Below are 23,678 nucleotides of genomic sequence, written 5' to 3'. Positions count from 1 at the left end.
CGGCACCTTCCTCTCAGGTCAGGACGTGACCACGACGATCAGCTCGGGACGTGACCACGACGATCAGGTCAGGACGTGGCCACGAGGACTGTGCAGCTACCCAGGCCGGGGCAGGTCAGGCCCACCTCGGTGGCCTGGTCGACGGCGACCTTCGCCACCGCGCCGGAGCCGTCGGACGCCGGCTCGACCTCGTCGCGGATGGTGAGCTCGGCGTCGCCGGGCGCCGACGCGACGACCGTGAACCGCGCCGCGCTGCGCAGTACCAGGGTGCGCAGCCCGCCCGGGTCGGCGACCCGCACCACGCAGCTGCCGGAGAACACCAACCGGCCGGTCCCATCCGCGCAGTCGGCGCTGACCGTCGACGGGTCCACCGTGGAACGCTCGCCCCCGAGCGCACCCAGCCGGTCGACGAACCCATGCCGGGCGCCCGGATCACCCGGGTCGTCCCGGCCCGCGCCGACGGCGACCACGAACAGCGCCACCAGCAGCACGGCGAGCAGCCCGAGCAGCGCCTTCTGCCGGCCACTCATCGCGCCACGGCCTGCGCCACGATCTCGGTCAACCGGATCTCGTCCACGCCCGCGAAGTAGCGGTTGGTGCCCTGCGTCTTGCCCACCACCGCCAGGGTGACCCGGTGCGGGCCCTTGGTCAGCCGGACCGTGCCCACGTCCAGGAACTCGGTCTTCTTCACGGTCTGACTGAAACCGAGGAACGCGCCGCCGACCTGGGCGCCGTCGATGGTGAAGACCGTGTTGGCGTAGTCGAACGAGGTCGTGCGCACGGCGGCGAAACGCCACGTGCCGTCGGCTGGGATCTGCACCGTCACGGTGACCTGGTCACCGATGGCCAACCCCTGGAAGAACAGCTGCTTGTCGCCGGACCAGGTCACCCCGCAGCAGTTGGGCTGCGCCACCACGACCGCGCCGCTCTTGCGCGGCGACTCGACGGCTGCGCCCTCCACCAGGCTCTCCGCCTCGACGGTGACCACGCGGGGCTCGCCGGGGGCCGGCTCGCCGTCGCGGGTCAGCAGCACCACCCCCACGGTCACCACCACCAGCACCAACGCCGCCGCGGCGGCGATCCACAACCACGGGGTACGCCGTGGTGGCGCGACCGCCCGCACCTCGTACGTGACCCGGCCGCTGGAACGGGAGCTCTCCTCCGGGGCCGTGTTCGCCGAGTACGCGAACCCGGTCATGTCGTAGCGCCGAGGCGGGGTGCCCGCCGGCACGGCCAGCTTGACCAGGAACGACACTGAGCCCTGGCCGGGTACCACCCGCTGTGGTTCGGCGACGGTGAACCACGCCCGCTGGGAGCCGTCGCCGGGTGCCACGTCGAACACCACCGTGTCCGGTGCGTTTCCCGGGTTGGAGACGGTGAAGGTCAGCTCGCCGCTGTTGCGCGGGTCGAGGGTGAACTGCTCGGCGGCGGCGACGACCGCCCACTCGGTGGTCATGACGACTCCTCTTCCAGGACGATCTCGACGGTGGTCGAGGCGGGTTTCTCCGCCTCGACGATGCGGGTGATCACGGCGAGCTGGCCGGCGGCGGCGGCCGGCACCCGCACCACGACGTGGAAGGGCTGCTCGGCGGGCTCGTCGATCGCGAAGCCCGGCAGCCCGGTGGCCAACTCCAGGGCTCTGCGCATTCCGTACGGGGTGCCACGCCACCGGGCCAACAGCGCGGCGTTGGCCACCAGGTCGCGCAGCCGGCCCACCGGCAGCGGCAGCGGGGCGTCCGGTCGGTGCGAGGCCACCACGTGGTCCATCGCCACCCAGCGGGTCAACCGCACGACCAGCCCGTCCGGCGCCCGGTACGGGTCGAACAGGGCGTCCACCTCGGCGAGGATCGCCTCGTCCGGGGCGTGCAGCCCTTCCATCACGTCGAGCAGCGCCCAGAGCACGCTGCCAGGCACGCAGGCCCGCTGATAGGCGGCGGGCAGCAGCCGTTCAATCGCCGAACGTCGCATCCTGGCGCACCACCTCGATGTCGTGCTCGCCGGAGCAGAGCAGCCAGGTATCCGGGACGGTCACCACGTCGGCGGTGGCCTGGTTGGCGCTGGGTGTCCAGTCGACGGCGTCGGCGCTGCGGTGCACGCCGCGCTCACCGCCGGCCAGGATCAACCGCTCCGCGGCGGCTCCGCCGGCCCCGCCAGCCCCGATGGTTCCGCCAGCACCGCCAGCACCGCCAGCACCGCCGGAGCCGCCGGAGCCGCCGGTCGCGGGACCGGCCGAGCCGGAGCCGCCGCTCACGGCGATGGCGTCGACCGGCACGAAGCGGGTCCGGTCCCGCAGCGGCAGACCGCAGTTGACCGACACCGACTGCCACTGTGGCTGGGCGGCCAGGGTGTCCAGCCGCAACACCCCGCCGCTCTGCGTGGCCGCCACCGCCTGCGGCCCGGCGAACGCGAGATCCCGGCAGGTGCCGCCGATCCAGCCGGCCTGCACCGACTGCCACTTCACGTCGGATTCGAACAGCCGGGTGCGGTGACAACCCTGGCCGGGCTTCCTCGGGTCCGGCTCACCCGCGCCACTCCACAGCAGGGTCGCCGGGCCGTCGTACTGCACCGCGAGGACTCGGTTGTCCACGTTGGAGAGACCGACGTGCGTGAAGCTGCCGGGCCGGCCGCCAGCGGTCGACAGGTACACCCCGAAGCTGGCCTGCGCAGCCACCGCCACGCCCGGCGCGCCCCGCTCCGAGACGAACGCGCGCACCGCGTAGAACCCCCGGTCGGCGTCGGACGGGTCGACCAGAATCTGCAGCGGCACCGCCCCGGGCAGCAGCGACACCTCGTACAGGCCGGTGTCGGTGGCCACCAGCAGCGCGCCCGCTCCGTCGCGGTCCAGCCAGGCCACGTCGGAGATCCGCGAATCCAGGTCGGTGAGCAGTGACCACGTCTCGCCCAGGTCGGTGCTCAGGTGCACCCGGGAACCGCCGGAGGCGCGCAGCGTCACCACCGCCACCGAGCCGGGACGCGCGACGATGCCGGGCCGTACCGGTGCGGGGGCGGGCGCCACCCGCAGCACGGTCTCGTCGTCGAACCGGCCGGCCGGCTCCCAACCCGCACCGCCGTTGCTGGAGCGAAACAGCACCGGGCCGCGCCCGGCGTACCAGGTGCGCGGCTGGTACTGGTCGACGGCGAGCGCGCGTACCCCGGCGTCGGGCGCCTCGTCGACGACGAACCGGACCGACTCGACGTAGCGCACACCCGGCTCGGCGTGCTCCAGCAGCCGGTACACGTTGGATGCCCGCAGGGGCTCGCCGAACGGCCAGCCGGTCGGGTTGAGCGCGGTCGGCAGCGGGCTCAACGTCTGGTGCAGCCGGTCGTGGATCCGGCGCCGGACCGCGTCCACGTCCTCCTCCCGGCGGACCACCACCCGGGCGCGTACCGACACCGCCTTGAACCGGGCCCAGGTCGCCCGGGACCGGATGCCGACCATCCGCCGTTCCTCCAGGTCCGCCTCCACCCGGCGCCGCGCCTCGGGCACCTCGTGCTCACGCAGCACCGCCACCGGCAGCCGGCCACCGGGGCGGGCCGCCGGTGGCACGTACGGCACCAGCACCACCTCGACCTCACCGGGCCGGGCGAAGCTGTACACCGCGGCGCGGGTGAACGCCCGCGCCCGCGCCACCGCGCCGGAACTGGTGGCGAGGACCTCGAAGTCACGCGCGGTGACCGCCCGCTGCTGAGCGAAGAACTCGTACGGACCGCGCAGCAACACCGACTCCAGCGCCTCCATCTCCCGGCCGCCGGCTGCCGGCGCGGGGTTGTCGACGCGTACCCCGGGTAGTGGGTCGCGCAGGCTGGTGAGCGTGCCCGCCGCCACGTTGCCGGTGGGTCCGCCGCCGGCCCGGTACCAGAGCCGGACCTGTCGCCCGGCCGGCGGCACCGCCGCCACCGTCGGGCCGCCTGTCGCGGCTGCTTCGGGGTCGCCGGACGTGGCCGGGGTCGTCCCGGCGGGCGGTCGCAGGTCGAGGGCCGGGGCGAAGGTGACGGTGCCCGAACAGCGATCGATCAGGTACGCCTTGGCCTGCGGCCCGATCCCCGCGAAGCTGTCCACCGGCGGCCAGATCTCGAACGTGCGGCCGTCGTGCTCGCGGGCCGCCGCACCCAACTCGACCGTGCCGGCCGGCACCTCCACCCCGAGCAGCAGATCCAACGGTTCGGCGGTGTGCGCCAGCGGGGCGTGGGCGGCCCGCAGCACCTGCCCGGGCTGGCCGGTGCCCACGCCGAGCAGCTCCGCCTCGACCGGTTCACAGTGGTGCATCCGGACCGTCACCGACGCCTCACCGGCGGGCAGCAGGGCCGGTTCGGTGGTGACGAACATGACCGGCCGGGGATCCGCGCCACGGGCCGCCGCGACCCGCAGACCGGCCGGGATCCGCACCGCGGCGCTGTCGGTGCCGCTGCGGGTGAACCGGACGTCCGCCCAGGCCGCGGTGGGCGCGTGCCGGGAGATCCCGAGGAGGTTCAGGAACGAGACGTACGCCTTCTCCGGCAACTGGTTCAGCCGGTAGATCATCACCTCGGTCAGGTGCGCGAACGCCTCCACCAGCGCCATGCCGGGGTCGTGCGCCGACAGGTCGGTCCAGCCCGGGCAGGACTGCCGGATCCGTTCCCGGGCCTCGGTGACCAGGTCGAGGAAGCCGCGGTCGTCCAGGTGCGGCACGGGCAGTGTCATGACGCGCCTCCCTGCGCGGGCTCGTCGGCCGGGAGCAGGTCGACGGAGAAGACCAGTTGCCCGGGCGTCAGGCTGGCCCGCACCCGGTAGTCCAACCGGATCACCAGCTGCCACGCGTCGTCCGGGTCCGGACCGGCGTCGACGTCGATCACCTCAACCCGTGGCTCCCAGCGGGTGATGGCCTGCCGGACGTAGTGGATGGCCAGGCCAGCGGTGGTGTCGTCGTTGGGCGCGAAGACGAGCCGGTGCAACCGGGACCCGTACCCGGGTCGCATCAGCCGCTCGCCCGGTGTGGTCGACAGGAGCAGGAACAGCGCCTGTCGTACGCTCTCGTCGCCCTCGGTCATCGCCAGGCCGCCGGCCGCGGTGAGCGCCAGGCCACCGGTACGACCGGCGTCGAAGCCGGCACCGACGAAGCGGAAGGCCCTCATCGGTCCGACCCCAGGAACTGCTGGCGCGGGTCACGCACCGTGTGCTTGACCAGCCCCGGCGGCGTGCCGTTCGTGAACCCCTCCAGGTGCGACAGCACCACCCGGTGTCCGTCGACGCGGACCCAGTCGCTGTAGCCGACTCGGACGGTCAGGGTCGTCGTGCACGGCTTGATGGTCGGGCCGTAGTTCGGGCAGGCGACGATCGTGCGGCCCTCCGGGTCGTCGTCCACCAGCACGGGCACGCCGGTGACGGTCACCCACTGCCGCGAGGGTCGGTTCTCGACCCGGCCGTCGTGATCGCAGGTGATCACGGAGTCACGGTGGATCCAGCGCATCAGCCGCCTCCTTCGTGGTGGGCGCGGGCGAGCGAACGGGCCTGCCGCGCCGCGGTCGTCGAGTCCTCGGTCGAGTCGGCGTGCAGGAAGTCCACGCTGCGGGCGCGCACCACCATGGCCCGGCCGGGTGCGGAGATCACCAGGTCGGACGCCGCGTGCAGAGTGGCCAGATCGGGGGTCAGTTCCAGAAAGCTGCCACCCTCGGTGCCGAGCCGCAGACTGCGCCGCACGTCGTCGACGACGATCGACTGCCCGCCGGCGGTGCGCAGCGTCCAGCGACGCGCCTTCCCGTCGTCGATGCCCGCGTCGTACGGCTCGACAGCGCCGAACAGCGAACCGAGCACGATGCCCGAGGCCGGCTCGCCACCGGGCAGCACCACCAGCACGGTGTCGTCCGGATCGGGGAGCGCCACCAGACCCTTGCCGCGCCCGGCACCGGGGCAGAGCACCGCGAGCCAGCCGGCGTCCAGGTCCCCGTACGCCGGCAGGGTCAGACGGACCCGGCCCAACCCGTCCGGGTCGGCGACGTCGGTGACGGTCCCGAGGGTGACCACCGCGCCGGCGGTCGGCGCCGACGGGGTGGCCGGCGGCACGGTGGAGAACCGCGTCAGGTGGCCGTTGCCGTCCACGGTGTGCACCACCTCGGTCAACACGTACGCCCCGGCGACCGGGTCGGGCACACCGCTCAGGTCGACCCGTCGGCCGGGCCGCAGTGCCGGGTCACCCTCGGCCACCCCCTCGGCGGTGACCAGCGCCGCCGCGCGGGTGTCCAGTCGCGCCTGGGCCAGCGCCGCCAACTCGTCGTCGCTGCGGCCGGGCTGGTCGACGACGGTGCGTACCCCGTCGGCACCCACGTCGGCCGGGTCCGGGCGATCGCGGGCGGGTCGGCCACAGCGCGCCTCGTCGGCCTGCTGGCTGATCACCTCGGCCCGCTGCGGGTGCCAGCCCAGCGCCGCGCTGGCACCGCTGGACTGGTCGGCGTTGGTGGACAGCCGCAGGGTGTGCACGCCCGCGCCGAGGGTCAACGCGATCGGCTCGCCGTAGCCGGCCAGAGTGATCAGCCGGAGCCCGTCGCCGTCGGTGGCCAGGTGCAGCCCGGCCCGGCCGGCCACCTCGCGGAGCAGCTCCAGATCGCTGTGCCGGTGTTGCAGCAGCCGTTCCAGCCGTGGCCCGTCGACCTCGGCGGTCACGTCCAGCCCCACCTCGCCGCACAGCTCCCGGGCCAGCTCGACGGCGGTCACCGAGGTGAAGACCCGCAACCCCTGCCGCTTACGCAGCCGATGCAGCGGGTCGTACGCCCGCAGCCGCAGCACCGCCGCTCCGTCCGCGGCGTATTCGACCTCCACCGCGGTGACCTCACCGCTGAACAGGACGTCGGCATGGTCGGCGAGCCGTACGTCGAGTGTCGTGCCGGGGCGTACCGCCGGGTCGAGCGCGCCCGGGCCGGCAGTGGTGGCGAGCACCAGCTCCGCCTGCGTGGGCTGGTCGAGCCGAGCCGCCACCCGCAGTGAGCGAATCCGCTGACGGGCCGCACCGGTCAGCTCGGCACCGTCGAGCAGGACGATCAACGCCCGGGGCGCCACGCTGGTCACGGCGTACCCCCGGTGCTGCCTGGCCCGGTGCTGCTTGGCCCGGGGTTGCCTGGCCCGGTGCTGCCGGCGATCGAGGCGCCCACGAACGATGCTCCTGCGCTCACCGCGCCGGCCATCGTCCGCGCCATCCCCGCAACCGCACCGGCAAACGTCGATCCGCTCCCCGGCGTGCCGCCGGCCCGGATGCCGGCGGCTGGCGGGACGGCGAGGGTGGTGCCGGCGGGCACCGCCAGCGGATCGGTGATCCGGTTGTGTTCGGCCAGGAGGCGCCAGCGCAGCGGAGAGCCGAGGGCGTCGTTGGCCAGCAGGTCGAAGCGCACCCCGGACCGACCCGGCTCTGCCGCGCCGTCGCCGGCAGCGATGACCGCGCTGCCCGGTGCGGCGGTCGGGGTGCTCGCCGCGGCCAACTCCTCGGCGAAGCCGGCCTCGGCCTGGTCGGCGGACTCGGCGGCCCGGACCAGCTTCAGCCGCAGCCAGGAGCGTCGAGGTGACCCGGTGCCGGTGAACGCGTCGAACCGTTCCGCCACCGCGATGATCACGCCGGGCACGTTCCAGGTCTTGCCCCAGACCAACCGGACCAGCGGCGGTCGCAGCCAGCCATGCTCGGCGGTTGAGTTCTCCGCCAGCATCCAGAGGGGACGGGTCAGCACCCGTACGTCGGCCGGGCGGACCTGCGCCTCCACGAAGTCGACGTCGAAGAGCAGGTCGAGCACCAGTTCGGTCCGGCCGCCGCCGGTGAAGACCAGCGGATCGTCGGCCAGCCCGGATCCGGTGAGCTGCCCGCCGGCGACACCCCGATGGCGTACGCCGGCGAGCCGGGTCACCTGCACGGTCTCCGGGTTGAGCAGGCAGTCCACCCGCTCGCCGGAGGAGTCGATGAGGAAGGCGACGCGTTCCATCAGTCGCCCGCCTGTTCGTGATCCAACCGGCTGAGCTGGGCATCGTTCAACGCGTCAGCCGGCACGGTCCAGAGCGTCGCGTCGTCGGGCAGCGCCGGCCACGGGTCGGTGACCCTCAGCTCGACCGTGGACGACGGCGGGCCGGTGTTCGTCGACCGCCCGCCGCCGGTCGCGCCGCGCCCCCATCCGGCGGCCCACGCCGCGCCGCCGAACGTTCCCGTCTCGTCGACCCGCCGCCCGGCTGCTCGCCGGGGCCGTTGCCGAGGTCGTGCCGGCTCGTCGGGGAGGGCCAGCCAGGGCCAGTCGCCCGCGGCGTGGTCCAGGTCGCGACGCCGCTCGATGGTCGAACCCCCACCGTCGGCTGCCACCGTCGCGCCGGTCGAACCGGTCCACGGCCGGTCGACCCCGTCCAGGTCCGGGTCCGCCGGTGTCCGCCGCGTCGCCGCGTCGCCTGGCCCGGAAGGCCGTGTCCCGCCTGGTACCCCTCGCCCGCCCGCGAACCCCGGGTGGCCGCCCGCGAACCCGGGGTGGCCGCCCGCGAACCCGGGGTGGCCAGCCCGGCTCCGGGTCTGGTCGTCCCCCGATCCGTCCGGGTCGTCGCGAAGCCGGTCGTGACCACTCGAAAGTCGGTCGGCGACGGCGTCACCGCTGGTCGAGGGCGGGCCGGACCAGAGTGGATCAAGGGTTGAGCGGGGAGCGCGTGCCGTGGGTCGGGTGGATTCGACGTCGTCGGTCCGGGGCGGCAGGTGGCTGGCGGGTGGACCCCAGATCGCGGGGCGGATCAGCGGGCGGACTGGTTGAGCGGGTTCGCCGGCCCGTGGCACCCCGGTCCCGCCGACCGCTGCGGTATCGCCCCACGCATCCGATCCCGCCGGTCGCGCCGAGGTGCCCGACCCGGACGGCCCTGCCGATGTGTCGGGCCCGACTCCGCCGGGTGAGCCTGCGTCGTCGGTGCCTTCGCCGGCTGGTCCGTCACCTGTCGCCGACCTGCGACCCGAACGCTTGGTCCCGCCCGGCGAGCGCGACCCGTCCGTGCCGGCGAACCGGCTCGTACCCGGGCCACCGCGCCGGCCAGCCGCGGCAGTGCCGCTCGCGCCGGCAGTGCCGCTCGCGCCGGCAGTGCCGCTCGCGCCGGCAGTGCCGCTCGCGCCGGTGGTGCTGTCGGACGCGGTACCCGGGGCGGGGGCCGCGACACCACCTGCGAGCCGACCGATCGAACCCGTCTCGCCGGGCCGGTCATCGTGGGCGGTCGCGTCGTCGGCGCTGACCGGGGACACGGGGAGGTCCAGGTTGTGCAGCAGGCCGGGCGCGTGTGCGCTGACCAGGTCCAGCCAGTGCTGCGGAGGTTCGCCGAAGCGGCGCGGTGCTGCCGTGGGCGGGGCCGACGGCGGGCTCGCCGGGAGGAGCCCGGCGACCTCGACCCGCCCGGCGAGGCGGTGCACCGCACCGGCCGCCGAGCGCAACCGGCCGGCCAGCCAGCTACGCGGGTGTCGGCGCGGTGGCACCGCCGGTCTCCAGCTCCAGGCCCTCGTAGCGCAGGGTCAACGAGGCGATGGCGATCTCGTGGCTGAGCGTGTTGAGGTGCGCGCCCCGCCACCGGGTGGGCCAGGCGTCGATCAGGTTCCACCGCAGCACCTCGGCGGTCCCGACCGAGTCGAGCAGCACCACGGAGACGTTGCGACGGTTGAGGGTGCCCTGCGCGGTGGCGTTCACCCAGTCCCACAGCTCGCGCGAGGCGGTGAGGCCGAAGTGCAGCGTCACCGGCTCGTACTCGGCCTGGCCGGGCACCATGCGCATCCGACCGAGGCCGTGCTCCCGGTACGGCTGCCCGGGGATGTTCACCTCCAGCCCGGTCATCTCGGTGAAGTGGCCGTTGGTGACGCCGTTGATGAGCAGCCGGAAGTTGTACGCCCGGTACGGGTCGACCGGGGCGCCGGGCTGCGGGGTGGCTGTGGTGGGCATGTCAGCCTCCGATCGTCTCGGTCTCGGTGCCGCCGGCCCACTGGCTCAGCTTGAACACCACGAATTCGGCGGGCTTGACGACGGCGATCCCGATGTGGGCGATCACCATGCCCGCGTCGCGGACGTCCGCCGGGTTGGTCTCCTCGTCGCACTTGACGAAGAACGCCTCCTCGGGACTGCGCCCGAGCAGGGCACCGTCGCGCCATACCCGGGTGAGGAACGCCCCGATGTCGCGCCGGATCGAGCGCCAGAGGGTGAAGTCGTTGGGCTCGAAGACCATCCACCGGGTGCCGTTGGCGATGGCCTGTTCGATGGCGATGCTGAGTCGCCGTACGTTGAGGTAGCGCCACTCGCTGGCCTCGGCGGCGAGCGTACGGGCGCCCCAGACCCGGATGCCCTCGCCGGCGAAGTAGCGGATCACGTTGACGCCCTTGGGGTTGAGCACGTCGTGTTCCGGTCGGGTGACCAGGTAACCCAGGTCGACGGCGCCACGAACGGGTTCGTTGGCTGGCGCCTTGTGCACCCCGCGCAGGGCGTCGGTGCGGGCCCAGATGCCGGCCAGGTGTCCGCTCGGCGGGGTGAGTTCCAACTCGCCGCTGATCGGGTCGCGTACCCGCAGCCAGGGGTAGTAGAAGGCGCCGAACTCGGACTGTCGGGGCCGGTAGGCCGCCCCCTCGTGCCCGCCGGAGCCGCCAGGCCCGGCCGTACCTCCGGAAGCGCCCGTACCCTCGGCGGGCTTGGGGGGTTTGCCGGAGGACGGCGTGGCGACCCGGGTCAGTGCGGCGATGTCGTCGATGTCCGGTGCCGGGTCGCAGATCGCGACCATGGTGCGGGTGCGCTCGGCCATGCTGAGCAGCGCCTCGTGGGACACCACGTCGTGGAAGCCGGGCGCGGCGATGATGGAGATCTCGTCCACGGCCTCCAGCAGTTGCAGGCCGCCGCGCCGCTGCCCGGTGCCGGTGATCGCGCCGCCCTCGCCGACGTTGACCACCCAGCAGCGGGCGCCCCCGTTGTCCAGGAAACCGAAGACCGCCCGGGCCAACGGGGTGCTCTCCACCCGTTCCCCGCCGGCGAAGAGCCGCAGGAACTCCGTCCAGTTGTTGACCGGCACCGCTTTGCCCAGTTGGGCGGAGCGGTCCGGGGCGACGCCGACGAAGGCGGCGATGCTGGTGCTCGCCGGGCCGATCGGTCGGGCGCCGCTGGGGACCTCCTCGACATAGATGCCGGGGGAGAAGTAGCTGGGCATCGGTCCTCCTGTGCGGGTGGGCGTCAGTGGGTCGGTGGCGCGCAGACGATGACGATGTCGGGTTCGGCGGGGTCGACGTCGGCGGTGAGGACGAGCCCACGGCCGGTCAGCCGGAGCCGGACCGGGCTCGGTTGCTCCGGGTCGTGCGGAACGCCGGCGATCAGGAACCGGCCCTCGGGGTCGGTGCGGGTGGCGGATCCGGTGCTGGACAGTTCGACCCGCATCGCCGCCAGTGGCTGGTCCTCGGGACCGACCACCCGGCCGGTGAGGGCGCGTACCTCGAGTTGTCGCAGCCGCAGCGGTTGCAGCACCGGCGGTGCGGCCGGGGTGGGGTGGTCCACCTGTGCGGGTACGTCGATCAGCAGCGCCGGGCGGGGTGTGGCGCCGAACGCCGTCCACAGTGCGGCCTCGCCGGCCTCCAGGGCGACCGGGTAGCTGCCGTCGCTCGTCGCGGCGGTGAGCACCCGGTCCAACCGGGGCATCCCACCCGGCCCGCTCACGCACAGCAGGTAGCGGACCGTGAACCGGTAGGGTTCGCGGACCGCGCCGCTGGAGCGGGTCTGCCGAGCCGGACGCAGCTCCAGTGGCCAGAGGGTGAGCCCGGTGGTGTCATCGCACGCGCGGGGCGGGCCGATCGGGACGGGTTCCCCCGCCGCGCTGGTCAGCCAGGCGGCCAGCTCGGCGGTCGCCGTCTCGATCGGTCCGCGCCCGCCGGTGCTCATCGCGGCGGGGTCCCCTGAATCCGGTACGCGATGGCCTCGTTCCACACGTGCGGGTAGACACCGATCTCGAAGTACCGGGTGAACCGGTTGATCGGCGCGTTGGTGTGGTCGTGGTAGAGCAGCCACACCGGGGCGATGGTGAACAGGACGTAGTTCGCCAGCACCAGCGGGATGTAGAGCGGGCCGAGCAGGCGACCCTGGAAGATGTGCACGTCCTCGTGCCGTTGGATGCCGGAGCTGGAGCCGGCGCAGACGGTGCCGATGGTGGTGGCGTAGCGGGGCGAGACTCCCTCCAGCACGCTGACCCGGCCGCTGCCGGACGAGGTGGGCCGGTCCAGCGAGTGCCCGAAGATCAGGTGCACGGTCAGGTAGATGGCGCCGACGACCGTGTTGAGCAGGCTCCAGGTGTGGTCGACGACGAAGAGGAAGATGCCGCGGGCGTCCGGTGCGTACACCCCGGCGGATGTCACCGCCCAGCCGAAGACCGCGCCGATCAGCAGGCCCACGACGGCGCCGATCAGCAGGCCGATCGGGCCGCCGGCGAGGAAGCCGAACAGGGCGCCGAGGATGACCTGGGCCGCCGCGCTGAGAATTCCGAAGATCATGACGTCACCGCCTCAAACCCAGGAGCGGAAGATTTTGGGCTCGCGACCGCTCGCGACCTGGGTCGGCGTCGCCTGCCGGTTGCCGGGCGGGAACTGGTTGACGCCGAGCGCGGCCGAGAAGATGACCAGCGCGTTGAAGAACGCGATGATCCACTTTTCGCCGCCGGCCTCGTCGGCGAACGCCGCCGTCAGGTAGGACAGCAGGAGCGCGATGACGATGGCGATCCACTTGCGGAGCTTGTCGCCACTGGGGCCGATCAGCCCGCCGATGACGTTGGTGGCCAACAGGGTGGCGGCGCTCGCGCCGGCGAGGCTGCCCAGGGCGGCCCAGGTGAAGAGATCGTCCATGGCGATCCCCCTTTTCTACGATGGTGCGACCGGAAGGTGGTGGTGGTGAGGTTCGGCGCTCCCGGCTGGGGGCACCGTGGCCGGTCGCCGTCGTCTCGGGGGCGGCCGGGGCCGGGCGTGGCCGGCTGAGCCGGCCACCAGGTGGATCAGCCGGGCCCCGGGGCGCCGGCGGGTGGGCCGGGCGGGGTCGGGCCGGGCGCCGCCGGCGCCGCGGGGTGCCGACGGCGCAACAACAGGAGTACGCCCACCGCGCCGAGCAGCAGCAGGAGGAGTACGCCGCCGACGACCAGCGGCCAGCCGAACCCGCCTTCGTCGCTGGCGGCGGCCGGCGAGGGGGACGGTCGGGGTGGCGCCTCGGCGACCGCACGCAGCTCGGTCGGCTTGTCCTGGTTGGAGTCCACCTGCCAGCTGACCGACCGGCCGTTGACGGTGCCATTGCTGTCGATCACCCTGCCGGGAAACGTCACCGAGATCTCGAACGACATCAGCTTGAGGAATGCCTGCTGCTGTTGCGGATTCTGCTGCGCAACCTTACCGCCGTATTTCGACGGGTCGAGCGGCAATGTGAACCGGTACAGATCACCGTCCCGGACCAGTTTCACGCTCTCCGTGTCGAAACCTGCCAGCGGCGCCTTGTGATAACTGATCTGGGAGCCGAAGAGTTTGTCATCCTCGTAACCGGTCTCCTCGCCCTGCGGAAGGGCGGGAATGTTCTGCCGCAGCTCCGCGAACGCCGCCGGAATGTTCTTGTTCCGGGAGCTCAGCAGGGACTTCTGGGCCGTCAGCAGCAATTGCCCGTCGACCGTGTCGTCGGCGTTGACGGTGAGCCCCATGTTGAGTTGCATGCAGCTGCTCAGTGCGGCGAGAAGAAGGAGACACACCGCGACGCGGAGTGCCTTACCGCGGTTGACTCTCCTGTTCATGGGATGAGTGTGTGTGATCGCTTTCACCATGGGCAGTCAGCGATCGGTCACAACGCAGTCGCCGATTGTACCGACGCACTGTCATATTTGACCGGGGTTCTCGGCGGTGCAATTGACTACTCTGGAGTTTTGGGCCGAGCACGTTTTCACGGTGATGATCCCTCCCGCGGGGGAGGTCGGCGCGGGTCGGGGTGGGGCAGGCTGAGGCCCCCGTTCGGCCACCCCGGAGGACCGCGATGACGCCGGCGCGGCGCCACACCCCGAAGATCGAACTGCATGTCCATCTGGAGGGGACCATCCGCCCGGCGCTGCTGGCCGCGCTGGCCCACGGCCATCGCCTCCCGGTGCCGGCCGAGACGCCCGGCACGTTCGACCACCTGTACGACTTCATCGCCACCTGGAACGCGATGACGGCGGTGCTGCGTACCCCGCAGGACTACCGGCGGGCGTTGCTGGCCTACGCCGAGGACGCCGCCCGCGACGGCGCGGTCCACCTGGAACCGATCGTGGACGCGGAGGAGCGGCTCGGGTTGGCCGGCTGGGGGAACGTGCTCGCCGCTCTGGTCGACGCGGCGGCCGAGGCCCGCGAGTCGTACGGCGTCTCGATCGGGTTGACCCCGCAGGTCTGTCGAGGTCACGACATCGGCTACACCGAGGCCGCAGCCCGCATCGCTACCCGGTTCGCCGGGCGGGGCGTGGTCGGTTTCGGGCTGTCCGGTGCCGAGGGGCGGCACCCGACCATTCCGTACACCCGGATGGTGGACGTGGCCCGCGACGGCGGCCTGCCGTTCGTGCCGCACGCCGGTGAGGCGGCCGGGCCGGAGGCGGTCCGCGAGGTGCTGGCGATGGGCGCGGTCCGGATCCGGCACGGTGTGCGGGCCGTGGACGATCCCGAGCTGGTCGCCGAGTTGGCCGAGCGGGGCATCGTGTTGGACGTGACGCCCACCTCCAACCTGCGCCTCCGGGTGGCCCGGGCGGACCGCCCCCATCCGTTGACGGTGCTGACCGATGGCGGGGTTGCCTGCTCGGTGTCGACCGACGACCCGGCCATCTTCGACATCACCCTGGCCGACGAGTACGCGGTCGCCGCCCGGCTCGGAGTGGACGGCGCGACCGCCTATGCCGCCGGCCTGCGCGGCATGCTCGGGAGCGCAGCCGACCACGCCCGACTGGTGGAGTTGGGGGAGAGGGCCTACCAGGGCGGCGCACCCGCCCTAGGCTGAGCCGATGATCGTGGTCTCGTGCGTGCTGCTGGTGGATCCCGACGGGCGGCTGCTGCTGCAACTGCGCGACGACAATGCCCCGTACCACCCGAGCGTGTGGGGGCTGCCCGGCGGCCACGCCGAGGCGGGGGAGACGCCGGAGGAGGCTGCCGAGCGGGAGCTGTGGGAGGAGACCGGCCTGCGCGCCGACGGGCCGCTGCACCCGATCGCCGTGCAGCCGCATCCCGAGCTGGGACGGGTGAAGCACTACTTCCTCGGCTCCACTCGGGCCCGGCAGGAGGACGTGGTGCTCGGTGAGGGTGCGGCGATGGTCTTCGTGCCCGGCGACGAGGTGCTCAACGGTCGCCCCTGGACCCCGGGCACTGTCGAGGTGCTGACCCGGTTTCTCGCCTCACCCGAGTACGACGCCGGCCGACCCGCGGAGCCGACTCAGCCCGCCGGAGGCCTCCAGTCCGCGTAGCGGGCCATACCGCGCAGGGCAGCCCGGGCCGGAGTGAGCCGCAACGCCGTGTCCCGCACCGCGACGGCGAGCGGGTTGCGCAGTTGCTGGCCGTACCGGCCGGCCGTGACGGAGGCCCGGGCGATGGCCTGGCTGCGCGGGCGACGCTGCTCGTCGTACGCCGCCAGGGCGGCCGGCACCCCCTCGGCACCGCCGACACAGACCGCGCCGAGCACCACCGCGTCCTCGATCGCCTGCCCGGCACCCTGCCCGAGGTTGGGTGTCATCGCGTGGGCGGCGTCACCGAGCAGCGCCACCCGTCCCCGCACGTACGACGGCAGCGGCACGGCCAGGTGGTGGATGTCGTTGCGCAGGACAACTCCGGGTGGGGTCGCCGCGAGTAGCGCCGGGATGGGGGCGTGCCAGTCCCCGAAGCGCTCCCGCAGGGCGGCCAACTCGTCGGGGGCGTGGCCACCGGGCGGGGCGTTGAGTGCGCCGAACCAGTAGAGCTGGCCATCGCCGATCGGCACCATGCCGAACTCGGCTCCCGGACCCCAGCTGATCGCGGTCGGAACCGGTTCGGGAAACGCGATGGCCGCCCGCCATGTCGTCGACCCGGCGTACGCCGGGCCGGGGTGTCGCGGCCAGAGCTGGGCGCGGACCCGGCTGCGCAGGCCGTCGGCGCCGACCACCAGGTCGGCGGTGAGGGTGTGCGGGCCGTCCGTCCCTCGATAGCGCACCTCGGCGTGGTCCGGGTCGGACTCCACGTGCTCCACGTCGGCGCTGGTCCGCAGCACCGAGGCGGGCAGCGCCTCGCGCAGGATGCGGTGCAGCGTGGTCCGGTGGACGCCAAGCGCCGTGGTGCCCAACTGTCGGGTCATCTCCGCCCCGTCCACCTGGGACAGCCACCGCCCGTGCCGGTCGCGGATCCCGCCGGGCGCCTCGGCGTGCCCACCCCGTCGCACGGCCGGGCCGAGGCCGAGGGCGTCCAGCCCGCGCAGTGCGTTGGCCATCAGGGTCAGGCCGGCGCCGACCTCGCGCGCCTGGGCGGCACGTTCCAGCACGGTGACCCGCCAGCCGCGCCGGTGCAGGGCGAGCGCCGCGCTCAACCCGCCGATGCCGGCGCCGACCACCACCGCGTGTGAGTCGTCCATGTCGATCACCTTTCTACACCTGTAGAAGAGTGATACTACCTGCGGACCATGGACAGAAGGAGTGCCGTGACGGCCCGCACGAACCGGATCGCGTTGCTGACCGACGCGGCCATCGAGTTGATCGCCGACGGTGGGATGCGAGCGCTGACCCACCGGGCGGTCGACGGGCGCGCCGGAATGCCGCCCGGCACCACCTCCGCGTACCTGCGGACCCGGCAGTCGCTGATCGAGGCCGTGGTGGGACGGCTCGCCGAACGGGACCGGGCCGACCTGGCGGAATACGAGCTGCCGACCGGCCCGCCACCCCCGACACCCGCACCCCGCCTCGACGGCAACGACCTCGACGGGCTCGCCGCCGGCGTCGCCGAGGTGCTCGACCGCTGGCTGAGCACCGGGCGCAGCCGGACCCTGGCCCGCTACGCCTGCCTACTGGAGGCGGTGCACCGGCCCGAACTGCGGGGCATCCTGCAACACGGCACCGGCCTTCGGGTGCAGGCCCGGGACCTGCTGACCCGGGCCGGTGCCACCGACCCCGACCGGCAGGGCGACCAGTTCGTCGCATTCGTGGACGGGCTGCTCTTCGATCGGCTCGTCGGCGCAGGCGCGCTCAGCGCTCCGCAGCCCGGGAGCGCGGCCAGCCGTGCCGACCTGAGCGCCGCGGTCCGTACGCTGCTGCGGGCCCTGACCGGGAGTTGACCGTCAGCAGGCGGCTGCCGGCGGCGACCGGTTCGACGGGCAGGGAGGCGGAGCAGCCCGGTGAGCAGGTCCTCCGCCTGATGGGAGACGATCGTGCTGGTGGATGCGGGCCGGTAGGCGCGCGTACGGGAGGTCGGTGATGATGCGGTTCGGCGGGCTGCGGACGGCCGGCGGGCGGCTGCGGCACGGCTGGCGGCCGGTGCTGGAGGCGACCGTCGCCGCGACGGTGGCCTGGCTGCTGGCCACCCGGTTGCTCGGGCACCCGCAGCCCTTCTTCGCGCCAGCCGCAGCCCTGATCGTTCTCGGCCAGGCCCGGGGGCAGCGCATCCGCCGGGCGGTCGAGGTCGTTCTCGGGGTCGCCGCCGGGGTGCTCGTCGCGGACCTGGTGGTGCAGGCGCTCGGCCCGGGCACCACCTGGACGGTGTTCACCGTCATCCTGCTCACCGTCCTCCTCGCGGTGGCCTTCGGTGCCACTGGCGTGACGCTGGTGCAGGCCGCGGTCTCCGCGCTCTACCTGGTGGTGGTCGCACCGCCGGACGGGTCGCTGGTGCCGTTCCGCTTCGTCGACGCGCTGCTCGGTGGCGCGGTCGCCCTCGCCGTCAGCCTGCTGGTCGACGCCCGGCACCCGCTGGCACCGCTGGTCGCCGAGGTACGACGAACCTTCGACGAGTTGGCTGGGCTGCTGGGCGAGATCGCCGACGCGCTGGACCACCGCGACGAGGCCGCCGCCATCGCCGCGCTCACGCAGGCCCGGGGGATGGACGCCCGGGTGGACGGGCTGCGCAACGGGGTGCTGGCCGCCGGTGAGGCGCTGCGGCTCAACGTCCGTCGGCGCCAGCACATCGGTCGACTGAGGTCGGTGGACGAGTCGATCCGACAGATCGACTATGCGGTCCGCAACGTCCGGGTGCTGGCCCGGGCCGGCGTGACACTCAGCCGGCTGCAAACCCCGGCTCCGCCGTCGGAGTTGCGTGCCCCGGCTGCGCCGCCCGAGCTGGGTGCCGCCCTGCGGTCGCTGGCGGAGGCGGTCCGGCAGGCCGGCGCGGCTCTCGCCGCCGACCTGGACGGACACGACGAGGCCGCCGATCAGCACGCCACCCGGGCCGACGAAGCCGCCCTGGCCGCCGTGCACACCGCCGGGCAGCTTTTCGGCTCCACGCAGACCCTCCCACTGGCCATGATCATCGGGCAGATTCGTGCCACGGCCATCGACCTGCTACGAGGCGTGAACCCCGAGGACGACGTCGCCGTCCTCGCCCGCGTCGACGAAGCCCTGGGCCTTCCCGCAGTCTGACGTCGTGCGTTGACGACGAGCGCCGCGATCATCGATGCTCGTGCCCGGCGGTCTATTTTTCAGGGTGGGGGTGGGGTGGTCAGCCAGGTGGTGGCCGTATCGCGGATGGGGGTGGGGATCTCGTGGCCGCCCTGGAACTCCTGGTAGGTGACGTCGTAGCCGAGGCCGTGCAGATGGGGGACGAGCCGGCGGCTGCACACGTCGATCGGCAGCACCCGGTCGTCCACACCGTGTGACACGAAGATCCGTGGACGGCCGTGAGTCGCCGGTGGCGCGGCGAAACCGGGCGAGAAGGCCAGCAGCGCGTCGATCAGGTCGCCGTTGGCCAGGCCCAGCGACAGCGCGTACGAAGCGCCGTCGGAGAAGCCGCCCAGCGTGACGTCACGCACCGGGTAGCCGTCGAAGGCGGTCGCGAGCAGTCCGTCGATACGCGCCACGTCCGCCCCGAAGCCGCCAGCGATCAGGTCCCAGCTCGCCGCCGATGACTGTGGGGCAACCAGCAGCAGGTGATGCGCGTCCGCGACGGGCAGCAGCAGGTCCAGGCCTTGCCGCGCCGAACCGCCCGCACCGTGCAAAAGCAACACCAACCGGTACGCCGAAGCGTCGGTTGCCGGCTCCGGGGCGTACGCCATCGCCAGCCGCTCACCGTCTGGGCCGTTCATCGGCACGAGCCCGGTGGGTGCCTGTGTCACCGGCTGGTGGCGGCGGGTGGTCAATCGGCCGTGCCGGGGCCCCTGCGTGGGGTCCCGCCGCGACGGCGAGGAGTCGGACACGGCTCATCCCTCCTCGCGGTCGACGGAGTGCCCGACGCGGTTACCCGGCCCGCCAGGGGTTATTCGTCAGGGCTGACAGGGTTGACACTGCAGCAGGAGACATCTGTACGCCGGCCCCAGCCGACGTACCCCGCTATTTGTCGAAGCGGATCTCGACCCGGCGGTTCTTCGCCCGGCCGGCCGGGTTGTCCCTGCCGTCCGGGGTGGTCTCCGTCGCGATCGGCTCGCTCTCCTGGTTGTCGGCCGGGTCGCCGATCGCGTCCGTGTGCCCGTCGATCCGGACCACGCCCTTGGCCTGCTGGCGGATCCGTTCGGCGATCTGCGCCAGCCGCTGGTGCGCGGCCGGAGACAGGTCGGCCTTGCCGAACGCGAACAGCACGTCGGCGCCGAGGGTCAGCTCGACCCGGTCGAAGCTCTCGGCCTCGGTGCTGTCACCCTCGACGCTGCCGGTGACGACGAAAACGTCCACCGCCGGCGCCACCACGTCGACCACCGGAGTCGTCACCTGCCCGCCGTCGGCTCCCGGCCGTGGCCCGTCCACCACTGTCGTCGGCGCGCCGGCCGTGCCTCCAGGTGCGGCCCCCGCCGGCGCGGGGACGAGGAGCACCAAACCGGCGACGATCGTGACGGCGACCGGCCGGTGTGGACGGTTAACCGAGCGGAACATTCTCGAACACCGGAATCTGCGGGATGGCCAGGTCGACGGCGGTCACGTCCGTCGGTGGAGCCCCGAACGTGGCGAAGAGTTCGGCCGTCTGCTGCGGCTTCACGAACACCGCTTCATGCCGCGCGCACCAGGGTGGGAGCGGCCGTGACCCTCTGACCGTCGGAGCTCAGGCGCTGGCGCGGGCCACCAGGACGGAAGGGAACAGGGTCTCTGGCGCGGCGGGACGCCCGTCCAGCAGTGCGGTGGCCGCGGCGACGGCGATCCGTCCCACCGGGTGGCTCGCGGTGGTCAGCGCCGGGGCGGTCATGCCGGCCAGCGGGATGTCGTCGAAGCCGGCGACCGCGACGTCGCCCGGCACGCGTACGCCGGCGTCACGCAGGCCCGCGATCACCCCGAGCGCGGTGTCGTCGCTGATCGCGTAGATCGCGTCGACGTCCGGCCAGCGGCGCAGCGCCTCACCGGCGGCCAACCGGCCGCGCGCCGCGGTGAAGTCCCCCGGTAGCTCCCGCTCCGGCAGGCCAACGAGGCGCATGAGGCGGCGGTACGCCTCAACGGGGCGTTGCGCGCAGGGCAGCCACCGGGGACCGGTCACCATGGCGATCCGACGGCGACCCGTGGCGTACAGGTGGCGCAGCACCGCCTCGGAGCCGGCGCCGTTGTCGACGTCGAACGACGGCACCGCCGCCGAGCCGATGCCGATCGAGACCACCCGGCCGTGTAGCGACCGGGGCACCGCATCCAGCATGTCCTCGGTGGTGTTGACCAGAATCACCCCGCAGACGGTGCGATCCCCGCCGAGCTGGTCGAGGCCGCGGGGGTCGCCCAGTGGCAGCCAGTGCAGCGCCACCCCGACACCGGCGGCCGTGCAGACCCGGGCGGCCGAGCCGACCACCTGGTGGACGTACGGGTCTTCCAGCACCGCCGCACTGGTCCCCAGGACGGCCACGACCAGTCGCACGCCGCCACCACGGACCAGTGCCCGGGCGGCCGGGTTGGGGACGTAACCGAGCTGATCGACGGCGGCCGTGACCTGTTGCCGGGCGGCCGGGGACGCGAACCCGGTGCCGGCGATCACCCGCGACGCGGTGGACCGGGACACCCCGGCGACCCGCGCGACGTCTTCGAGGGTGGCCGGTCGGTGTGCCGCTGCCGTCATCGTCGCCTCCTGCGGCGGCCCGTCCGGTCGGACAAACGCCTGCTCACATCATGCCCCGGCCGGCGCACCGCCGGTAAGGGGCGTATCCGCTTGTGGTGGTAGCGCTCTCAGGTGTGCGATCGTCCCAAGAGATCACCCCGAGAAAGAGGACCTGTCTCCGTGAGCGCCACCACCAGTAGACCCGTTGCCCCGGACACCGCGCCGCCGCCTTCGCGGGCTGTGCTGCTCGCCCGCAACGGCGTCGCTGTCACCTTCACCCTCAACGGGCTGGCCGTCGGCAGCTGGTTCTCCCGGGTGCCGGCGGTCCGTGAGGCGTTGGACCTCTCCGCCGGCCGGCTCGGGTTGCTCCTGCTGGCGATGAGCGTCGGCGCGCTGCTCGCCATGCCCACCTCCGGCCTGCTCGCCCAGCGACTCGGCGCGGCCCGCACGGTGACCCTGGCCACCGTGCTGGTGGCGGTCGGCCTGACCGTGGCGGGGCTGGGCGCCACGATGACCGGGTCGTTCGTCGTCGTCGCGTTGGGATTGGCCACCTTCGGCTACGGCTCCGGCGCCTGCGACGTGGCGATGAACGTCGAGGGCGCGGCGGTGGAACGGCGGCTGGGTCGGACGATCATGCCCCGTTTCCACGCGGGGTGGAGCCTCGGGTCGGTGGCCGGCGCGGGGCTGGGCGCCTTGGCGGCCCGGTTCGACGTACCCGTCGGCACGCATCTCGTGGCGGTGGCGGTTGTCGTGTTGACCGGCACCGTACTCGCCGCCCGGACGTTCCTGCCCGTGGCCAGCGATCACACCGGCGACCCGGCGGACGCCACCCCGGCTGCCCGTCGCCGGGCGCAGCTCGCCGCCTGGCGGGAGCCGCGCACCCTGCTGATCGGGTTGTTCGTGCTGGTGGCGGCGTTCACCGAGGGTGCCGCCAACGACTGGCTGGCAGTTGCGTTCATCGACGGACGGGACCTGAGCGAGGCCGCCGGCGCGGCGGTCTTCGGTGTCTTCGTGGTGGGCATGACCATCGGGCGCACCGCCGGCACCATCGCGCTGGACCGGTGGGGTCGCGTGCCGGTGCTCACCGGCACCATCGGGCTCGCCGTCGTCGGGGCCGGCCTGGCCGTGCTGGCCGGGTCGGGGCCGGTGGCCATCGTCGGCGTCGCGCTGTGGGGCCTCGGGGCGTCGCTGGGCTTCCCGGTCGGGATGAGCGCGGCGGCCGACGAGGAGGCGCACGCGCCGGTGCGGGTGAGCGTGGTCGCGGTGATCGGCTACACCGCGTTCCTGGGTGGGCCGCCGTTGCTGGGGCTGCTCGGCGACGAGGTCGGCACCCTGCGCGCGCTGCTGGTGGTGCCTCTGCTGCTGCTGCCGACCCTGCTGCTGGTGCGGGTGCTGCGCCCGCCGCACGCCGCCGAGACGGCTCCGTCAGCACACAAAAACTAACCCACGCGGTCGCCGAGCGGTATCGGGTACGTGGCCGACTGCGCCGCGTACCCGTGCTGGCTATGGTCGCCGAATGCCAACCGACGAGATCACCGCCGCCGCGGCGGGCAGCTGGACCCTGGGTGACCGCACCGTGCACCGCATGGGCTTCGGCTCCATGCGGATCACCGCGAACCCCGACCGCGACCGGGCCGTCGCCCTGCTGCGCCGGGCCGTGGAGCTGGGCGTCAACCACATCGACACGGCCGCGTTCTACGTCTCACCCGGGGGCGTCCTGCGGGTCGGCACCGGCCCGGCCCGCTACGCGACCGAGCTGATCCGCGCGGCGCTCGCCCCGTACCCGGAGGATCTGGTGATCGCCACCAAGGTCGGCTTCGGGTACGACCCGGAGGCGGGCTTCACCGAGGCGCTCACCCCGGCGCAGTTGCGCGCCCAGGTGGAGGAGAACCTGCGTCGGCTCGGCCGCGACCAGCTCGACGTGGTGAACCTGCGCCTCGGTCGCGGACCCGGCCCGGTGCCGCTGGTCGATCGGTTCGGCGCCCTCGCGGAGTTGCGCGACGCCGGGCTGATCCGGCACCTCGGGCTCTCCAACGCCCGGCCCACGCAGTTGGACGAGGTGGCGGGCATCGCGCCGGTGGTCTGCGTGCAGAACAACTACGGGGTGGACGCCTACCGCGAGCAGGACGAGTTCGTCCGGCTCTGCGGTGAGCGGGGCATCGCCTACGTGCCGTTCTTCGCGCTGGCCGGCACCGGCCGGGAGGCGGGCGCGAGCGCCGCGCAGGGCGTGGCCGTCGAGGCGGTGGCCCGCACCCACGGCGTCACCCCGCAGCAGGTACGTCTGGCCTGGACGCTGCACCAGGGCCCACACGTGTTGGCCATCCCCGGCACCACAGACCCGGAGCACCTGGAGCAGAACATTGCGGCCGCAGCCCTACGCCTAACCCCCGAAGACCTAACCAACCTGTCCTGACCCACCCCCACCCCCGCCCCCCACCCGCCCCCGCCCTCCCATGTTGATCATGAGGTTATTGCCATCCCGTCCGGCGTGTCGGGGCGATAACCTCATGATCAACGGGGGCGGGCGGGCGGGGGCGGGCGGGGGCGGGCGGG

25 protein-coding genes are annotated in these 23,678 nt (G+C 73.3%); 6 read left to right on the top strand and 19 right to left on the bottom strand.

From position 1 onward, the window contains the following. Window positions 1-68 precede the first annotated feature (68 nt). The 15 genes from JOD64_RS00195 to JOD64_RS00125 form a co-directional block, all read right to left on the bottom strand. Window positions 69-530, bottom strand: a complete 462-nt coding sequence (locus tag JOD64_RS00195; protein WP_204940283.1) for a hypothetical protein — start codon at window positions 528-530, stop codon at window positions 69-71. Continuing rightward, the gene (locus JOD64_RS00190) at window positions 527-1,456 is read right to left on the bottom strand and encodes a carbohydrate-binding protein (protein ID WP_204940282.1); all 930 of its coding nucleotides are present in this window, start codon (window positions 1,454-1,456) and stop codon (window positions 527-529) included. Before JOD64_RS00190 ends, JOD64_RS00195 begins: the two co-directional genes overlap by 4 nt. Then, entirely contained in the window at window positions 1,453-1,968 is a 516-nt protein-coding gene (locus JOD64_RS00185; RefSeq protein ID WP_204940281.1) for a phage tail protein, read from the bottom strand. The genes JOD64_RS00190 and JOD64_RS00185 overlap by 4 nt, the downstream gene beginning before the upstream one ends. After that, entirely contained in the window at window positions 1,949-4,681 is a 2,733-nt protein-coding gene (locus JOD64_RS00180; protein ID WP_204940280.1) for a putative baseplate assembly protein, read from the bottom strand. Before JOD64_RS00180 ends, JOD64_RS00185 begins: the two co-directional genes overlap by 20 nt. Continuing rightward, the gene (locus tag JOD64_RS00175) at window positions 4,678-5,112 is read right to left on the bottom strand and encodes a GPW/gp25 family protein (RefSeq protein ID WP_204940279.1); all 435 of its coding nucleotides are present in this window, start codon (window positions 5,110-5,112) and stop codon (window positions 4,678-4,680) included. Before JOD64_RS00175 ends, JOD64_RS00180 begins: the two co-directional genes overlap by 4 nt. Then, window positions 5,109-5,447 carry a hypothetical protein gene (locus JOD64_RS00170; RefSeq protein WP_204940278.1) on the bottom strand — a complete coding sequence of 113 codons (339 nt, stop codon included), beginning with the start codon at window positions 5,445-5,447 and terminating at the stop codon, window positions 5,109-5,111. Before JOD64_RS00170 ends, JOD64_RS00175 begins: the two co-directional genes overlap by 4 nt. Further along, the gene (locus JOD64_RS00165) at window positions 5,447-7,039 is read right to left on the bottom strand and encodes a contractile injection system protein, VgrG/Pvc8 family (protein ID WP_204940277.1); all 1,593 of its coding nucleotides are present in this window, start codon (window positions 7,037-7,039) and stop codon (window positions 5,447-5,449) included. The genes JOD64_RS00170 and JOD64_RS00165 overlap by 1 nt, the downstream gene beginning before the upstream one ends. Beyond that, window positions 7,036-7,938: a CIS tube protein gene (locus JOD64_RS00160; RefSeq protein WP_204940276.1), complete on the bottom strand. Its 903-nt coding sequence runs from the start codon at window positions 7,936-7,938 to the stop codon at window positions 7,036-7,038. The genes JOD64_RS00165 and JOD64_RS00160 overlap by 4 nt, the downstream gene beginning before the upstream one ends. Then, window positions 7,938-9,443, bottom strand: a complete 1,506-nt coding sequence (locus JOD64_RS00155) for a hypothetical protein (protein WP_204940275.1) — start codon at window positions 9,441-9,443, stop codon at window positions 7,938-7,940. The genes JOD64_RS00160 and JOD64_RS00155 overlap by 1 nt, the downstream gene beginning before the upstream one ends. Then, window positions 9,418-9,900, bottom strand: coding sequence for a phage tail protein (locus tag JOD64_RS00150; protein ID WP_030327509.1), 483 nt, complete (start codon window positions 9,898-9,900; stop codon window positions 9,418-9,420). Before JOD64_RS00150 ends, JOD64_RS00155 begins: the two co-directional genes overlap by 26 nt. 1 nt (window position 9,901) lies before the next feature. Continuing rightward, a complete protein-coding gene (locus JOD64_RS00145; RefSeq protein WP_204940274.1) occupies window positions 9,902-11,146 on the bottom strand; it encodes a phage tail sheath family protein in 1,245 nt (414 codons plus the stop codon). A 23-nt stretch (window positions 11,147-11,169) separates the two neighbouring features. Further along, window positions 11,170-11,868 carry a carboxypeptidase-like regulatory domain-containing protein gene (locus JOD64_RS00140; protein ID WP_204940273.1) on the bottom strand — a complete coding sequence of 233 codons (699 nt, stop codon included), beginning with the start codon at window positions 11,866-11,868 and terminating at the stop codon, window positions 11,170-11,172. Further along, complete coding sequence (locus JOD64_RS00135) at window positions 11,865-12,473, bottom strand: glycine zipper family protein (RefSeq protein WP_204940272.1); 609 nt, start codon at window positions 12,471-12,473, stop codon at window positions 11,865-11,867. The genes JOD64_RS00140 and JOD64_RS00135 overlap by 4 nt, the downstream gene beginning before the upstream one ends. A gap of 12 nt (window positions 12,474-12,485) precedes the next feature. Next, window positions 12,486-12,821, bottom strand: coding sequence for a hypothetical protein (locus JOD64_RS00130; RefSeq protein WP_204940271.1), 336 nt, complete (start codon window positions 12,819-12,821; stop codon window positions 12,486-12,488). Window positions 12,822-12,967: 146 nt separating this feature from the next. Beyond that, window positions 12,968-13,744, bottom strand: a complete 777-nt coding sequence (locus JOD64_RS00125; protein WP_204940270.1) for an LppM family (lipo)protein — start codon at window positions 13,742-13,744, stop codon at window positions 12,968-12,970. Window positions 13,745-13,980: 236 nt separating this feature from the next. On the opposite strand from JOD64_RS00125, the gene JOD64_RS00120 reads away from it, so the two are divergent. After that, complete coding sequence (locus JOD64_RS00120; RefSeq protein ID WP_204940269.1) at window positions 13,981-14,967, top strand: adenosine deaminase family protein; 987 nt, start codon at window positions 13,981-13,983, stop codon at window positions 14,965-14,967. 4 nt (window positions 14,968-14,971) lie between these two features. Further along, entirely contained in the window at window positions 14,972-15,427 is a 456-nt protein-coding gene (locus JOD64_RS00115) for an NUDIX domain-containing protein (RefSeq protein WP_204940268.1), read from the top strand. Here JOD64_RS00115 and JOD64_RS00110 read toward each other — a convergent pair. Then, window positions 15,397-16,560: an FAD-dependent oxidoreductase gene (locus JOD64_RS00110; RefSeq protein ID WP_204940267.1), complete on the bottom strand. Its 1,164-nt coding sequence runs from the start codon at window positions 16,558-16,560 to the stop codon at window positions 15,397-15,399. The two genes, JOD64_RS00115 and JOD64_RS00110, sit on opposite strands and share 31 nt — an antisense overlap. Window positions 16,561-16,626: 66 nt before the next feature. Here JOD64_RS00110 and JOD64_RS00105 point away from each other — a divergent pair, with 66 nt between their 5' ends. Both JOD64_RS00105 and JOD64_RS00100 read left to right on the top strand, forming a co-directional pair. Next, window positions 16,627-17,256, top strand: coding sequence for a TetR/AcrR family transcriptional regulator (locus JOD64_RS00105; protein ID WP_204940266.1), 630 nt, complete (start codon window positions 16,627-16,629; stop codon window positions 17,254-17,256). A gap of 103 nt (window positions 17,257-17,359) precedes the next feature. Further along, window positions 17,360-18,550 carry an FUSC family protein gene (locus JOD64_RS00100; protein WP_239559297.1) on the top strand — a complete coding sequence of 397 codons (1,191 nt, stop codon included), beginning with the start codon at window positions 17,360-17,362 and terminating at the stop codon, window positions 18,548-18,550. A gap of 59 nt (window positions 18,551-18,609) precedes the next feature. On the opposite strand, the gene JOD64_RS00095 is transcribed toward JOD64_RS00100, so the two are convergent. From JOD64_RS00095 to JOD64_RS00085, 3 genes are all read right to left on the bottom strand, one after another. Then, window positions 18,610-19,323, bottom strand: coding sequence for an alpha/beta hydrolase (locus tag JOD64_RS00095; RefSeq protein WP_204940265.1), 714 nt, complete (start codon window positions 19,321-19,323; stop codon window positions 18,610-18,612). 133 nt (window positions 19,324-19,456) lie between these two features. Next, window positions 19,457-19,990, bottom strand: a complete 534-nt coding sequence (locus JOD64_RS00090) for an OmpA family protein (RefSeq protein ID WP_204940264.1) — start codon at window positions 19,988-19,990, stop codon at window positions 19,457-19,459. 166 nt (window positions 19,991-20,156) lie between these two features. Further along, a complete protein-coding gene (locus tag JOD64_RS00085) occupies window positions 20,157-21,146 on the bottom strand; it encodes a LacI family DNA-binding transcriptional regulator (RefSeq protein ID WP_204940263.1) in 990 nt (329 codons plus the stop codon). A 159-nt stretch (window positions 21,147-21,305) separates the two neighbouring features. On the opposite strand from JOD64_RS00085, the gene JOD64_RS00080 reads away from it, so the two are divergent. Continuing rightward, window positions 21,306-22,568, top strand: a complete 1,263-nt coding sequence (locus JOD64_RS00080; protein WP_204940262.1) for an MFS transporter — start codon at window positions 21,306-21,308, stop codon at window positions 22,566-22,568. A gap of 73 nt (window positions 22,569-22,641) precedes the next feature. Further along, entirely contained in the window at window positions 22,642-23,538 is an 897-nt protein-coding gene (locus JOD64_RS00075; RefSeq protein ID WP_204940261.1) for an aldo/keto reductase, read from the top strand. Window positions 23,539-23,678 lie beyond the last annotated feature (140 nt).

This window comes from Micromonospora luteifusca (genome assembly GCF_016907275.1).
In the GTDB taxonomy this organism is placed as follows: Bacteria; Actinomycetota; Actinomycetes; order Mycobacteriales; family Micromonosporaceae; genus Micromonospora; species Micromonospora luteifusca.
Note: the sequence above shows the minus strand (reverse complement) of the source record. Positions and strands in the feature narration are given on the sequence as shown.